This is a genomic window from Streptomyces sp. NPDC104381 (genome assembly GCF_055583745.1).
In genome coordinates this window covers 890,266-905,108 of record NZ_JBVJNK010000002.1, presented here as the reverse complement: position 1 = coordinate 905,108, position 14,843 = coordinate 890,266, and the positions used below count along the sequence as shown (strand labels likewise).

Here is a 14,843-nt window from a genome sequence, read left to right as displayed (position 1 = left end):
ACGTACGGCTGTGCGCACGCGACGAAGGCTACGGGACCGGTGCGGCGATGTTCCAGGAGGGACCGACGAGTTGGGGCGAGGCCGGGCGTATGTCCCGTGATGCACCCCTCGTCGCCCGCAGGTCACGGCCCGCTCGCCGCGCGGTCGGACGCGCCGCCTATCATGCGCGCCATGTCCCGTGCCCGCGTTCGTCCCCGCCGCCGCCTCCGGGCCCCGGCCGTGACCGCCACCCTGTTGACCACCGCGACCGCGCTGGGCGCCGTCGGGGCCGTGCCCGCCGCGGCCGACTCCGTGGGGCTGCCGGTCGTGCGCTCCGTCCTGGCGGAGGACGACACCTGCGCCTCGGTCTCCAGCGAGAAGGCCAAGGCCGAACCCTGGACGCTGGGGTCCTTGGGCATGTCCCGCGCCAAGCCGCTCTCCCAGGGCGCCGGGACGACGGTCGCGGTCGTGGACACCGGAGTCGCCGAGGGGGCGCCCGCGCTGTCGGGGCGGGTGACCGCGCTCGGGGCGGCCGGCGAGGACTGCGTCGGGCACGGCACGTTCGCGGCCGGCCTGATCGCGGCGGCCCCCGGCGAGGACGGTGGCCCGGCGGGACTGGCGCCGCAGGCCCGGATCCTGGCCGTACGGGGCACGGGCGAGCGCGGCGGGTCCACGGCGGGCGAGGTCGCCGGGGGGATCCGCCAGGCGGCCGACGAGGGCGCCCAGGTCATCTACGTCGCCGTGGCCCTGGACAGCGGCAAGTCGCAGCTGACGGACGCGGTCGCCTACGCGAGCGGCAAGGACGCGCTGGTGGTGGCCCCGGTGGCGCCGGACGCGCTGCCGAGGAACACCGAGCCGGCGCCCTGGTACTGGCCCGCGTCGGCCCCGGGCGTGCTGGCGGTGACGGACTACGGCCCGGACGGCTCGCGGCCGGCCGACGCGCCCCTGGTGAGCGGGGCGGACCTGGCCGCTCCCGGCGACGCGGTGGTGAGCATCGGCCCGAAGGGCTCGGGCCACTTCATCGGCTCGGGCGCCTCGTTCGCCGCCGCGCACGTCGCGGGGGCGGCGGCGCTGGTACGGGCGCGCTACCCGGAGCTGAAGGCGGCGGAGGTCTCGCGCCGCCTGACCGAGGCGGCGTATCCGGCGGTGCCGCCACGGCTCGACCCGTACGCCGCGCTGACGGCCGTAGCGACGGCTGACAAGGGCGCGGCGCCGCGGCCGGAGCGGGCGGTGGTCCCGCCCCCGCCCGCGACCGAGCCGCGCACGCGTGCGCTGGTGATCGCGGGCGTGGGCGGCGGGCTGGTGCTGCTGGTGGCGGCGGGCGCGGTGGTGATCCCGCGCGGCCGGGCACGGAACTGGCGCCCGGCGGGCAGCTGACGGGCCAGGGACGACGGCCGGGACCGGGACGCCAGGGCGCCCGGTCCCGGCCGTCGTTTCACGACTCCAGATCCTCCAGCACCGCTGTCTGCACCTGGGTCTGCTTGCGGCGCGTCACCCGAGTGCCCCGGCCCGGCGGCAGGTTACGGCCCTTGATGCTGCCCAGGATGAAGCCCTCCGAAGGCGGGCACGACAACAGCAGCGTCGGGGTGTTGACCTCCTGCATGCGGCGCAGCATGGGCTCGCCGAGGCCCCGGCCCGCGCCGGCGGCGGAGCGGGAGACCACCATGTGCAGACCGACCTCGTAGCCGAGGGCGAGGTGGTTCAGCAGCGGGTCGAAGGGCGCGTTCATCGGGCTGGTGCCCAGCATGTCGTAGTCGTCCACGAGGACGAACAGCCGCGGGCCGTCCCACCAGTCGCACGTGCGCATCCGGGCCGGGGTGATCTCCGGACCGGGCACACGGGCCGCGACCGCCCGTGCGGCGCCCGCGATCAGCTCCTTCAGGGCGTCCATCGACACCGCGTGGCCGAGGCGGTACTCGTCCGGGATCGCCTCCACCAGCGCGCGGCGGTAGTCCACGACCATGATGCGCGCCTCGGCCGGGGTGTACCGGTCCATGATGGCCTTGGCCGTCAGCCGCAGCATGTTGGTCTTGCCGCTCTCCGCGTCGCCGACCACGATCATGTGGGGGGTCTCGGAGAAGTCGTGCCACACCGTGGAGAGGCGCTCCTCCTCCAGACCGATGGGCATCTTGAAGTCGCCCTTCGGAGCCGGCAGCGAGGACAGCGGGAGCCGGGTCGGCAGCATCCGGACCGGCGGGGCCGGCGGGCCCTGCCAGCTCTCCCGGACCGCCGCCACCAGACCGGCCACACCCTCGGACAGGTCGTCCGCGGACTCCACGCCGTCGATCCGCGGCAGCGCGGTGAGGTAGTGCAGCTTGGCGTCCCGTGTCAGGCCGCGGCCCGGCAGCCGCGGTACGGTCGCGGCGCGCCGCATGTCGATCTCGGAGTCCATGGGGTCACCCATCCGCAGCTCCAGATGGGTCGCGGCCTGGTCCCGGATCGAGGACGTCAGCTCCACCCAGCGGGCGGTGGTGACGATCAGGTGGATGCCGTAGTTGAGACCGCGGGCGGCGATCGCGCCGAAGGTCTGGATGTACCGGTCGAAGTCCTGGCGCACCGTCGACCAGCCGTCGATGACCAGGAACACGTCGCCGTGCCGGTGCTCGGGGAACTCCCCGGCGGCCAGGCGGCGCCGGAAGGTCGCCATGGAGTCGATGCCGTTGTCCAGGAAGAACCGCTCCCGCTCCGCCAGCAGCGTGGTGACCTCGGAGATCGTACGGCCGACCCGCTCGGTGTCCAGACGCGCCGCGACCCCGCTGACGTGCGGCAGGCCGGCCAGACCGGCGAGCGTGCCACCGCCGAAGTCCAGGCAGTAGAACTGGATTTCGCGGGGGGTGTGGGTGAGCGCCAGCGCCGCCATGATCGTGCGCACCATCGTGCTCTTGCCGCTCTGCGGGCCGCCCGCGATGGCGATGTGCCCGCCCGCGCCCGAGAGGTCGACGGACAGCAGGTCGCGGAGCTGGTCGAAGGGGCGGTCGATGATGCCCAGGGGAATGGTGAGCCGCCCCCGGTTCGAGGAGCCGACGGTCGTCAGACCGAGCTCGGGGTCCTCGGTGAGCGGCGGCAGCACCTGGTCGAGGGTGGCCGGAAGGTCCAGCGGCGGCAGCCACACCTGGTGGGCCGGCGGCCCGGCGGTCAGCAGCCGCTCCACGGCCACCGAGAGCAGGGTGTCGCCGGTCTCCTCCTGCTCCGGGGCGGGTTCGGGGGCGGGGGCGTCCGGAAGCCGGCGCGGCACCACGTAACCGTTGGTCCACGGGACGGTCTGGCTGGCCACCCGCGCCTGGTTGGCGCTGCCCCGCCGCTGCTGGTACGGGCCCGAGACGTACGCCGCGCGGAAGCGGGTCAGCGCCTCCACGCCCGACTTCAGGAAGCCGCTGCCGGGCGCCGACGGCAGCTGGTAGGCGTCCGGTACGCCGAGGACGCCGCGGCTCTCCATCGCGGAGAACGTGCGCAGGCCGATCCGGTAGGACAGATGGCTCTCCAACTGGTGCATCCGGCCCTCGTCCAGGCGCTGCGAGGCGAGCAGCAGATGCACTCCGAGTGACCGGCCGAGGCGGCCGATCATCACGAACAGCTCCATGAACTCGCGGTGCGCGGCGAGCAGTTCACTGAACTCGTCGACGACGACGAACAGGCTGGGCAGCGGCTCCAGCGGCACGCCCGAGGCGCGGGCCTTCTCGTAGTCCAGCGCGGAGGTGTAGTTGCCCGCCGACCGCAGCAGCTCCTGGCGGCGCATCAGCTCACCGTGCAGGGCGTCCTGCATCCGGGAGACGAGTGCCGCCTCCCCGGCCAGGTTGGTGATGACGGCGGAGGTGTGCGGGAGTTCGTCCAGGCCCAGGAAGGTGGCGCCGCCCTTGAAGTCCACGAGCACGAAGTTGAGCGTCTCGGAGGAGTTCGTCAGGGCCAGCGACAGGACGAGGGTGCGCAGCAGTTCGCTCTTGCCGGAGCCGGTGGCGCCGATCAGCATGCCGTGCGGCCCGGTGCCGCCCTGGGCGGACTCCTTGATGTCCAGCTCGACGGGCTCACCGTCCGCGCCGACCGCGATCGGCACCTTGAGCCGGGTGGGGCCGGTGTGCTGCCGCCACAGCGTCTCCGGGTCGTGGCGGTGCAGGTCGGGAATGCCGAGCAGCGTGGTCAGTTCGACGTTGGCCGACAGCGGCTCGGCCGAGTCGGAGGCCGTGCCCAGGCCCATGCGGTACGGGGCGAGCCGGCGCGCGAGCGACGCGGCGCCCGTCGGGCCGAAGCTGTCGGGCCGGCCGAGCCGGGTGGTCTGCTCCTTGCGCTCGCGGTCCGTGCGCACCAGCCCGAGGTCGTCCTCGCCGACCTCGAAGCGCAGCGTGATCCGGCCGGGCCGCCAGGAGAGGGCGCCGCTCAGGTCCAGTACGACCGTGTTGCGGAAGCCGGCGCCGTCCAGGCGGTGGCCTGCCGGGACGGTGCCCCCGTCCACCACGATCACCGTGAACGGCTCCTCGCGCCCCGGTACGGAGTCCGGGTCGAAGGGGGGCCGCTCCATGAACTCGGCGCCGAGCAGGTTCTCCAGCTCGCCCAGGGCCGAGACGGTCATCCGGGTCGGGCCGGCGCCGTCCGTGTCGTGCGGGTGGAGGCTGTGCGGGAGCCACTTCGTCCACTCCCAGTCCGCCCGCCGCTCGTCGGAGACGCACAGCGCGATCCACACGTCGTCCGGCGAGTGGAAGGTGGCCAACTGGGCTATGAGCGCCCGGGTCACGGACCGTATCCGCTCCTCGTCGCCCCGGAACAGCACCCGGGCCCAGGCCCGCAGGTAGATCGCGATGGGCTGCTCGGGCACCGTCGAGTAGGCGCGGATGAAGCTGCGCAGGGCGTGCGCGCTCAGCGGTTCCAGGTCCTCGACCGGGTTGGTGGAGCTCGGGTGCAGCTTCAGGCTCAGTTTCTGCTCGCCGACGGCCATCCGGACCTCGCCGAAGTCCTCGTCGCGCGGGCGCCGTTCCCACAGCCGGGTGGTGCCCGTCATCGACCACAGGGCGGCGGGTTCGGGGTGGCGCCAGGCCAGGGCCAGCTGCTGGTCCACCACGGCTCCGCGGACCTTGCGCCGGATCTGGGTGAGGTAGCGCAGGTAGTCCCGGCGCTCGCCCTTGAGCTTCTGCTTGCGCTCGGCCGCCTTGCGCATGAACTGGCCGATGAACATCGCGGCGGCGCCGAGCACCATCAGACCCAGTGCGATGTAGATGAAGCCGCCGGAGCCCCGGGTCATGCCGGGGCGCATGAACATGAACATCATGGAGACGGACATCAGCGCCATGGGGAGGTAGGTCCACACGGCCGAGGTGTCGGGCACCGTCTCCGGCAGGATCGGGGGTTCCTGGAGATTCAGCTCCCCGTCGGGCATCTCCGGACCCCGTCGTCGGGCCGGGCGGCGGAACAGGACCACACTCAAGGAACCGTCTCCTTACGGGGCAAGGGGGGAGAGCGGGCGGAACGACGTCGACGTCGTCGCCGGTACGGTGCCGGAACACCGGACGGGGCCTCGCTGTCGCACGCACCCTACGCCGCGCGTCGGCCGACGACGACCGCCCGCCCGGACCCCCGGCCGGGGGCGGGTCCTTCGAGCGGCCGCCTTGTCACAATCCTGCTACATCGCCAGGTCGTACGTCCGCCACGCGGCGGGGTCATCGGTGCGTGACGGCGCATGCCGCGTCACCGTCCGTGCCGCGGCGTCCTGCGCGCCACACCGGGCGGTTGGGCCGATGTTCATGTCCCGTTCCGCTTCCTGGGCCATGGTCGCCCACAGCAGGCAGCTGATACTACGATCATCGCGCCGACCGCCGACAACCGGCCCTGTCCCCCGAGGTTGTGGAACGCGTTCGACCCAGAGCGATGTCCGGCGGTGCGTCAGATCGCGTTCCCCTGACCGTACTCAGCAGTAACCGGAGAAGCGTGAGCCATCCCGATGACTGACACTCAGGTGGCCGAGCTGTGCCGTCTGACGGTGCGAGCCCCAGCCAAGAGCATCGACCTCGCCGTGCCCGCCGACGTCCCCGTGGCGGACCTGCTGCCGGCGGTGCTCGGATACGCCGGCGACAACCTCGAGGAAGCCGGAATCGACCACGGCGGCTGGGTACTCCAGCGGCTCGGCGGCGAACCGCTGGACGAGGAACGCACCCTCGACTCCTACGGCCTGCGCGACGGCGACACCCTCTACCTCAGACCGCGCACCGAGGCCCTGCCCGAGGTGCACCTCGACGACCTGGTCGACGGCATATCCACCACGATGCGGGACCACCCCTTCGGCTGGACCCCCAAGGTCAGCCGGTGGGTGCTGCTGGGCATCGCGATCACGGTGCTCATCGGCGGCATGGTGGTGCTCGCGTGGCCCGGCGGCTCCGCGCTGTCCCGGGCCGTGTTCGCCACCGCGACCGGCCTGCTCCTGCTCGCGGGCGCGGGCGCGGCGAGCCGGGCGGTCGGGGACGCCGGAGCCGGAGCCGCGCTGGGCTTCATGGTGGGGCCCTACCTGGCGCTGGCCGGCTGGCTGCTGCCGGGCGGCGCGCTCAGCGGACCGCACGCGTACGAGACGCTGGGCGCGCGGCTGCTCGCCGCCGGCGCTGCGGCGGCCGGCGGGGCGGTGCTCGCACTCGCCGTCGTGGCGGCGTTCGCCGCGCTCTTCCTGGGCGTCGCCGTCGTCTCGGTGTTCGCGGCGCTGGCCGCCGTCCTGCTCATCACGACGGACCTGGCACCCGTGCACGCCGCAGGGATCCTCGCCGTCCTGGCCGTCGTCCTGGGCGCCTTCGTGCCCTCGCTGGCGTTCCGGATGTCCGGCATGCGCATGCCCCCTCTGCCGACCAACGCGCAGCAGCTGCAGGAGGGCATCGAGCCCCACGCCACGTCCGTGGTCTCGGCCCGCGCCATCCTCGCCGACGGCTGGATGACCTCGCTGTACGGGGCGGTGGGCGTGGTCGGCGCCGGATGCCTGGTCACCCTGGCCCGCGAGCGCGAACTGGCCGAGATCATCATGACGGTGGCGCTGTCCCTGCTGCTCATCCTGCACGCGCGGGGACTGGGCAACATCTGGCAGCGCATGTCGCTGGTGGTCCCGGGGGTGGCGGGGCTGCTCCTGCTGGTGCTGGTCGCCGCCCCCGCCGCCTCGCCGGGCTACCGGCTGGTGACGACCGCGGGCCTGCTCGCGGCCACGGCGGCGCTCGCCATCGCCGCCTGGACCGTCCCGGGACGCCGGCTCGTGCCGTACTGGGGCCGCGCGGGGGAACTGCTGCACTCGGCCCTGGCGGTCAGCGTGCTGCCGCTCGCCCTGTGGGTGCTCGGTGTGTACGGCACCCTGCGGTCCATCAACGGCTGACCGGAAGGGAGACACGCTGCCATGCAGTCCAAACGCGACCAGGTACACGCCCACATGTTCGTCATGGGCCGGCTGACCTCGGGCATGCTGCGCGCGGATCCGGACGCCCCGGAGAGCCCCCAGGGCCGGACCAACCGGGGCGTGGTGATCGGCATCGTGATCGCCGTCCTGCTGTCGGCCGGGTCCTTCGTCCTCGGGTTGCTCAAACCCGGCACCAAGGACTCCTGGCGGGCGGCCGGGACCCTTGTCGTGAACAAGGACACCGGTTCCCGCTACCTCTACCTGGACGGGCGGCTGCGGCCGGTGCGCAACTACGCCTCGGCGCGGCTGCTCGCGGGCGCCGACATGAAGGCGGTGTCGGTCGGCTCGGCCTCCCTGAAGGGGACGCCGCACGGATCGCCGATCGGCATCACCGGCGCCCCGGACGCGCTGCCCGGGAGCGGCGACCTGAACACCGGCCCGTGGCAGGTCTGCTCGGGAGGTGAGACGGCCTCGACCGGCACCGTCGTGGCCGTCGGCGCGCCGGCCGACGCCGCCGGGCTGCCCACCGGCCAGGGGATGCTGGTGACGGGCCCGGACAAGGCCGGCTATCTCGTGTGGCGGGGCAGCAAGCTCCGGCTCGACGAGGACAGCCGCGCCCGCGAGGCCCTCGGTTACGGCTCCACCCCGAGGCTCCCCGTCTCGGCGGCCTTCCTGAACGCCCTCCCCTCGGGGCCCGACCTGCGCCCGCCGGACGTGCCGGGGAAGGGCAAGGACGGCCCGTCGCTGGGTGGCCGGGAGACCCGGATCGGCGAAGTCTTCCGGGTCACGGTGCCCGGTTCCGCCGACCGCTACTACCTGCTGCGCAAGGAGGGCCTGGCCCCCCTCACGGCGACCGGTGCCGCGCTGGTGCTCGGTGACCCGGAGACCCGCGAGAAGGTGTACCGGGACGGCGCGGCGAAGCTGACCACCCTGGGCGCGGACGTGCTGAGCAACCATCTGGCTCCGGGCGCGGGCGAGACGGCCGAAGACCCCGACCTTCCCTCGGCGCCGCCGGAAGCGGTGGCCCTGGGCGAGGACCGTACCGTCTGCGTACGGATCGAGCCGGGAGAGCGTGGCCCCCGGATCAGCGTGGCCCTGACCGGGACGGACGCCCTCGGCCCGGTCGCCCAGGCCCCGCCCGAGGGGCTCACCCCCGCCTGCATGCCGGTCGGCACGATCACCGTACGGCCGGGCGGCGGGTCCCTGGTGCGCGCGCTCGGGGCGAGCGGGAGCAAGGTCGGCACCACCGTCTACCTGGTGACGGACACCGGGATGAAGTACCGGGTGGGGACGGCCGACGCGCTCGGAGCGCTCGGCTACGCGCAGAGCCAGGCGCGCGGACTGCCGGCACCGCTGCTGGCGATGCTTCCGACGGGGCCGGACCTGACGAAGGAGGCCGCGGCCCTGGGCCGGAGTGCGAACACGACCCCGCGCTGCGAGCGGAAATGACGTGCGCCGGCGGGCAGGCCGCGCGGCGCGCCGGAAGGACCCACCACGGCGGAAAGGAAGGTGAACATCGTGTGACACGAGGGAAATTGGTCGTGTCACCGCAACGGGACGCGACGATCAAGCGTCCTAGAACGGGAAGTGCACGGGCCCGGCTGACGGGAAGGGCAGATATCCGGCCTGGATCCCGCGGCGGAAGGCCTGAAACACCCGGTCGGAGCCGAGAAGGTGACTCAAGCCATTGAATCGTCAACTCCTTTCTCTTTAGGCTCACTTAGTCCGAACCAACCGGACGCCGGTCCTCCGGCCGCGTCCGGCCACGTACCGCGCTGCCCGGGTCCCACGACCGGCGGCGTGACATTCCAGGAGGCACAGGAACATGGCGGGTACAGGCGCACAGCAGTCACTGGCATCGGCGACACAGAACGGTGTCACTGCCCTGGAGATGGCGTTCACCGGTGTCCAGACCAGCCGTCAGGACGTCGAGAACATGAAGCACAACCTGTCCTCCGGCTACGCCGGTAGCGACGGTGGCGCGTTCCAGAAGCTGCTCGACCGATGGGACGCGCAGGCGGAGATCATCTCCGGCAACCTCCGCGACATGATCACCACGCTGGAGGAGACGATGCGCGCGCAGGGCATCCAGCAGTCCACGGCCAACGACTCCATCCAGCAGGCGTACAACCGCTCCGAGGAGATCTTCAACGCGCTGGCGGGCTCCACCGCCGGCCGCTGAGGACCCGACCCGCCCCGGTAGCGCCGACCGGCGCCCGGGTACGGCACGACACCCTTCCCTCCTGAAGTACCTGCCGCGAGACGAGGACGACCATGACCCCCCCGCTTGACTTCACCGACGGCCAGATCTACGTCGACTACTCCCACATGCAGAACGCCGCCGACGACATGGTCCAGCAGACCAAGTCGATCGACAGCATCCTCACCAACCTGGAGGCGGAGCTCCAGGAGCTCCAGAAGACCTGGGAAGGTGACGACAAGGCGGTGTACGCCGAGAAGCAGGCGTCCTGGAACCACGCCGTCGAGGAGATGAAGCGCATCCTCGCCGAGAACTCGGCCCTGCTGAACGACGTCTCCGACAGCTACCAGTACAGCGAGAAGTCCCTGACCTCGCTGTGGGAGAGCGTGCGTATCGGCGGCTGACCGGGGCGACACGCCCTGGGTTCTCTTCGGGCGGCCGTCCGCGTGTGGTCACGCGAGCGGCCGCCCGCTGCCGTGAGGGCGGCGTTGTCGTCGCCCGCGTCCCCGTGAACCGTCGGCATCGGGCACGCGTGTGCATGTCCCCCGCAGCCGGCGGTCCCTCAGAAGACAGGAAGATAGGACATGGCGGAATCACCCACGGTCAATCTCAACAAGGAATGGCTGCAGAGCTTTCTCGACGACGACGTCATCCCGTTCCTCGCCGCGGTCAAGAAGATCAGGGAGAACGGGGACTCGCCGGACAAGATTCTCGTGCCCGGGATGCCCACGCTGCAGGGCGGGGAGGACGGGGCGAAGACCGCACCGGGCTTCCTCGACGGGCAGAAGGTGCCGCTCGCGATCGGGGCGATGGCCGGTGACGCGGAGGGACGCACCAACGGCGGCTATCTGGTCAAGAGTCTGAACGGGATGGTCGACCAGCTCGACGAGATTCTCAAGCTCCAGGTCGAACTCTTCGAGGAGATCGAGGACAACCTGGAGGACACCATCGAGAAGATGTTCAAGACCCAGGACGACAACCTGGAGAAGATCGACGGCAAGAAGCTCGTCGACTTCTTCGAAGGCGTGGACGAGGTGCTCTCCGAGAGCAGCGGCGGCTCGAACAACGACAACGATGAAGAGGACTGAGCCGGCCCGCCCCGGCCTGCGCCCTCCCGCCCGTCCCCGCACGACTTCGTAGACCGTACCCCTGCCGCCCGCTCCCCCTTCCGCCCTGACCGAAAAGGCTTCCTGGCATGGCGCTCGACTCCAGCAAGATCACCGACGACCTCACCGGTTCCAACGACAAGTGGTCCGAGGCCGTCAACTTCTTCACGGGATACAAGGCGCCGAACAGGAGCGAACTGTTCGACGCGCTTGTCGGCAACGAGGGAATCCCGCTGATGAAGGTGGAGATCTCCGACGTGGGCTATGTCGACTACGTCGACACGGAAGACCTGAACTGGCTCTACGAGAACGCCGGTTCCGACATCTCGAACACCGACTTCGTCATCCCCTTCTACCACTCGAAGGGGGAGGGGGCGGGCTCCGACGTCTCGATGTACAAGGCCCGCATCACGCTGCTCGGCAGCAAGGGCGACGGCAGGGTGCCGAGCCAGGGGTACCAGGAGGGCGGGAAGTTCTCCAGCAGCATCGACGGTCACCTGGGGATGGACGGAAAGCCCACCTGGGACACCACGCCGACCGCGCGGTACGCCTACGGCACCGGACTGGCCCTGGAGGAGCTGCTCAACAACGAGAAGGAGGGCACCCACGGTTTCACCTGGAACGGCCTCCCCGTGGACGATGCCAATTCCGTCACGCTGGGCAACTTCGACGTGGTGGCCGGTGCCTTCGACCGGGTGGCCCAGTTCTTCATCAGCCAGCAGAAGCTGGTGGAGGAGTGGCAGAGCAGGGTCGGCACGGAGAAGAACGAAGCCTGGCGAGGGAAGGCCGCAGGTGTCTTCTGGGACCTCGTCAACAAGATCAACAAGCAGTACACCGACTATGCGGAGGACATGACCGCGGGTACGGGCTACTCGAAACAGGGCAACGAGATCCGGCAGGCGAAGAAGGACTTCAGGGCCGCCGTCTCGGATCTCCACAGTGCCTGGGCGAAATGGGAGTGGGAGTACGGGAATCCGCTGACCGTGCTCCACAAGCTCCTGTCCGCGGTGATGGAGTACGTGTGGGACCACAACATCACGAAGATCACCTACGAGATCGAGACCTACCCGACGGGCAACGGGGGATACAGCTCCTCCACGAACTACATCTCGGAGACCGGCTTCAGCAACCAGGCCGCCATCGACAAGATCACGGGCAAGGGCGACACGGGGCTGAGCGTCGACGCCCAGGACTTCGGCGAGCTCAAGGAGCTCAGCACCTGGGAGAAGATCGGCAACAAAGCCCTCCTGATGTGGCAGCAGACCGTCGAGGACCAGCTCGACGCGGCTGCGATCACGGCCATGACGAAGGTGCGTGACAGCTGGAGCAACAGCACGTTCGATCTGGGATCCGTGAAGTCCCGGGGCACCAGCGGAACCCTCGCGTCGGACTACAAGGAGGACAAGGCCGAGGTCGCCGAGGAGGAGGCGGAGAAGAAGGAGGAGGAGGCCGCAGCGGCTGCGGCTGCCGCTGCCAAGAAGCAGGAAGAGTTCATCCAGTGGCAGAAGGACCAGGCTGCCAAGGCGGAGGCAGCGGCGGCGAAGGCCAAGGCGGAACAGGAGGAGAAGGAGCGGAAGGCCAAGGAGGAGCAGGAGGAGAAGGAGCGGAAGGCCAAGGAGGAGCAGGAGGCGAAGGAGGCGGCGGCCGAGGCGAAGGCGGCGGCCAAGGAGGCCGAGGCGGAGGCCAAGGCCGAGGAGGCGAAGAAGGAGCAGGAGGCCAAGGAGGCGGCGGCCAAGGCCGAGCAGGAACAGAAGGAGAAGGAGGCCGAGCAGAAGGCGGCCGAGCAGGAGGCGAAGCAGGAGGCCAAGGAGGCCGAGGCAAAGGCGGAACAGGAGGCCAAGGAGAAGGAGGCCGAGCAGAAGCAGGCCGAGCAGGAGGCCAAGCAGGAGGCCAAACAGGCCGAGCAGGAGGCCAAGCAGGAACAGCTCCGCAAGGACCAGGAGGCCAAGCAGGCTGAGGCCCAGTCCCGTGCAGAGAACATGCAGATGATGCAGATGAACCAGGCCAGGACCCAGCAGGAGGAGGCGAAGAAGGAGCAGGAGGCCAAGGAGGCGGCGGCCAAGGCCGAGCAGGAGGCCAAGGAGAAGGAGGCTGAGCAGAAGCAGGCCGAGCAGGAGGCGAAGCAGGAGGCCAAGGAGGCCGAGGCCAAGGCGGAACAGGAGGCCAAGGAGAAGGAGGCCGAGCAGAAGGCCGCCGAGCAGGAGGCCAAGCAGGACCGCATCCGTACCGAGCAGGAGGAGCGCCAGGAGCAGCAGCAGGCCGAGCAGGAGAAGAAGCAGGCCGAGGCCGAGGCCAAGGCGGAGGCCAAGCAGGCGGAGCAGGAGGCCAAGCAGGAGGCGAAGGAGAAGGAGGCCGAGCAGAAGGCCGCCGAGCAGCAGGCCCAGCAGGAACAGAAGCAGGCCGAGGCGGAAGCCAAGCAGGACGCGATCCGGCAGGAGCAGGAACAGAAGCAGGCCGAGGCGGAAGCCAAGCAGGACGCGATCCGGCAGGAGCAGGAACAGAAGCAGGCGGAGGCGGAGGCCAAGCAGGAGGAGGTCCGCCAGGAGCAGGAGAAGAAGCAGGCCGAGGCCGAGGCCAAGTTCAACAGCTCCCGTGAGAGCCTCTTCGGCGGCGGTGACCTGCCCGACCTGTCCTCCACCACCATCTCCGGCCCCGTCAACGACGGCGCGCTGGACATCCCCGGTGCCGGCGAGTCGCGCATCGACTCCAACGGCCGGGTGATCACCGACCTCCCGGACGGCTCCACGGTCACGATCGACCCCGCCACCCACTCCTCCACCGTGACCCGGCCTGACGGCTCGACCCTCTCCGGCCCGCTCAACACTGGCGATCTGCTGGACCTCCCCGGCGGCGGCACCACGCACCTGGACTCCGGCGGCAACGTGGTCACGGAACTCCCGGACGGCTCCGTCCAGACGATCAACCCGGACACCGGCACCACCACCGTCACCCGTCCGGACGGCACCACCGTCTCGGGCTACCTGGACGACGCCGGCCCGTCCCTCAGCTCCGGCCACCTGAACAACGGCTCGCTCGACTACACCCCGCCGTCCTACGACTACTCGTCCTACGAGGAGGAGTTGTTCGACGACCAGCCCTACGAATCGCCCCTGGCCGGCAGCGGGGCGTCCGGCGGGACGAGCGCCCCCACGCACAACCGGCCGTTCCTGAACAGCGGGGCGTTCCCCGGCCCGACCAGCGGGGGCGACGCCGGCCTCGGCACGAGCGGCGACACCGGCACGGGGACCGGCAGCGGCACCGGCACGCCGATGGGCGGCGGTATGGGCGGAGGCATGGGCGGCGGTATGGGGGGTGGAATGGGCGGCGGCAAGGGCGGCCAGTCCGACTCCGGCGAGCGTGTCCGTAACGTCATCGACGGCGAGGTGGTCCCGAACCGCCGCCCACGGGCCGGCGCGGGCGCTCCCGTCCGGAACGGCCGTTACGCGGACGACGAGGTACGTGTGGCCACCGGCGCCCCGACCACCGGTGGCACGCCCTTCCTCCCGCCGATGGCGGGCGGTGGCGGCGGAGCGCCCGGCCAGCAGACCCAGACCCAGAGCGGTGACCGCGCCCGGGACTCGTGGGTGCCGGAGGACGACGACGTATGGGGCACGGACGAGGGCGGTGCGCCGGCCGTGATCGGACGCTGACCCTCACGGTGACGGCCTCCGACGCACCTCGAGCGGCGGCTGATCGAGGGGGAGTTCGCATGATGAACGCGTGTACGGCAGAATCCCGTACGAGCAGGTGAAAGGGCGACCGTTGAGCGAGTCGATGGAGAAGAAGCTGTCTCAGGCCATGGCCGAACTGACGGCCGTGCAGGAGGCGGTGGCGCAGGCCGAGAGCGAACTCAGCCAGGCCTCGGCCACGATCCGGTCGAGGGACCGTGCGGTGGAGGTCACCGTGGGCCCGCAGGGCGAGTTGACGGCGCTCAAGTTCCCGGACAACAGGCACCAGAGCATGACGGGCCCTCAACTGGCGGCCTCCGTACTGGAAGCCGTGCAGGAGGGCCGCGCGCAGATGGCTCGCAGAGTGATGGACGTCTTCGAGCCGCTGACCCGGACGAGCGGAGGCCCGACGGGCCTGCGGGGCGTCGACATCGACTGGGACCGGGCCTTCGGCTCGGCGCTCGACGGCACGGACGGCGGGAGGAGGCGCTCCGCGGCCCGCCTGCACGACGAGATCCACGAGGACTGACTTTCCACAGAGG

The 14,843-nt window shown here is 71.0% G+C and carries 9 protein-coding genes; 8 read left to right on the top strand and 1 reads right to left on the bottom strand.

Going from position 1 to position 14,843, the window contains the following annotated elements; translation table 11 throughout:
* The first annotated feature begins 162 nt into the window (after positions 1–162).
* On the top strand, positions 163–1,356 hold the full coding sequence (locus ACZ607_RS08795) for a S8 family serine peptidase (RefSeq protein ID WP_469733170.1): 1,194 nt from the start codon (positions 163–165) through the stop codon (positions 1,354–1,356).
* A 58-nt stretch (positions 1,357–1,414) separates the two neighbouring features.
* Here ACZ607_RS08795 and eccCa read toward each other — a convergent pair whose 3' ends face one another.
* On the bottom strand, positions 1,415–5,386 hold the full coding sequence (eccCa, locus tag ACZ607_RS08790) for a type VII secretion protein EccCa (RefSeq protein WP_469733437.1): 3,972 nt from the start codon (positions 5,384–5,386) through the stop codon (positions 1,415–1,417).
* A gap of 519 nt (positions 5,387–5,905) precedes the next feature.
* Between eccCa and eccD the strand changes: the two genes are divergently transcribed.
* The 7 genes from eccD (at position 5,906) to ACZ607_RS08755 (ending at position 14,830) form a co-directional block, all read left to right on the top strand.
* The gene (gene eccD, locus ACZ607_RS08785) at positions 5,906–7,306 is read left to right on the top strand and encodes a type VII secretion integral membrane protein EccD (protein ID WP_469733168.1); all 1,401 of its coding nucleotides are present in this window, start codon (positions 5,906–5,908) and stop codon (positions 7,304–7,306) included.
* Positions 7,307–7,327: 21 nt separating this feature from the next.
* Positions 7,328–8,776, top strand: coding sequence for a type VII secretion protein EccB (eccB, locus tag ACZ607_RS08780; protein WP_469733166.1), 1,449 nt, complete (start codon positions 7,328–7,330; stop codon positions 8,774–8,776).
* A gap of 376 nt (positions 8,777–9,152) precedes the next feature.
* The gene (locus ACZ607_RS08775) at positions 9,153–9,509 is read left to right on the top strand and encodes a hypothetical protein (RefSeq protein WP_124275177.1); all 357 of its coding nucleotides are present in this window, start codon (positions 9,153–9,155) and stop codon (positions 9,507–9,509) included.
* A gap of 92 nt (positions 9,510–9,601) precedes the next feature.
* Entirely contained in the window at positions 9,602–9,931 is a 330-nt protein-coding gene (locus tag ACZ607_RS08770) for a WXG100 family type VII secretion target (RefSeq protein ID WP_382983743.1), read from the top strand.
* Between the two features lie 180 nt (positions 9,932–10,111).
* Positions 10,112–10,615 (top strand): type VII secretion system-associated protein, encoded by a 504-nt coding sequence (locus ACZ607_RS08765; RefSeq protein WP_469733163.1) that lies wholly within the window; start codon positions 10,112–10,114, stop codon positions 10,613–10,615.
* Positions 10,616–10,722: 107 nt separating this feature from the next.
* Complete coding sequence (locus ACZ607_RS08760) at positions 10,723–14,283, top strand: AAWKG family protein (protein WP_469733162.1); 3,561 nt, start codon at positions 10,723–10,725, stop codon at positions 14,281–14,283.
* A gap of 124 nt (positions 14,284–14,407) precedes the next feature.
* Positions 14,408–14,830, top strand: a complete 423-nt coding sequence (locus tag ACZ607_RS08755) for a YbaB/EbfC family nucleoid-associated protein (protein ID WP_469733435.1) — start codon at positions 14,408–14,410, stop codon at positions 14,828–14,830.
* Positions 14,831–14,843 lie beyond the last annotated feature (13 nt).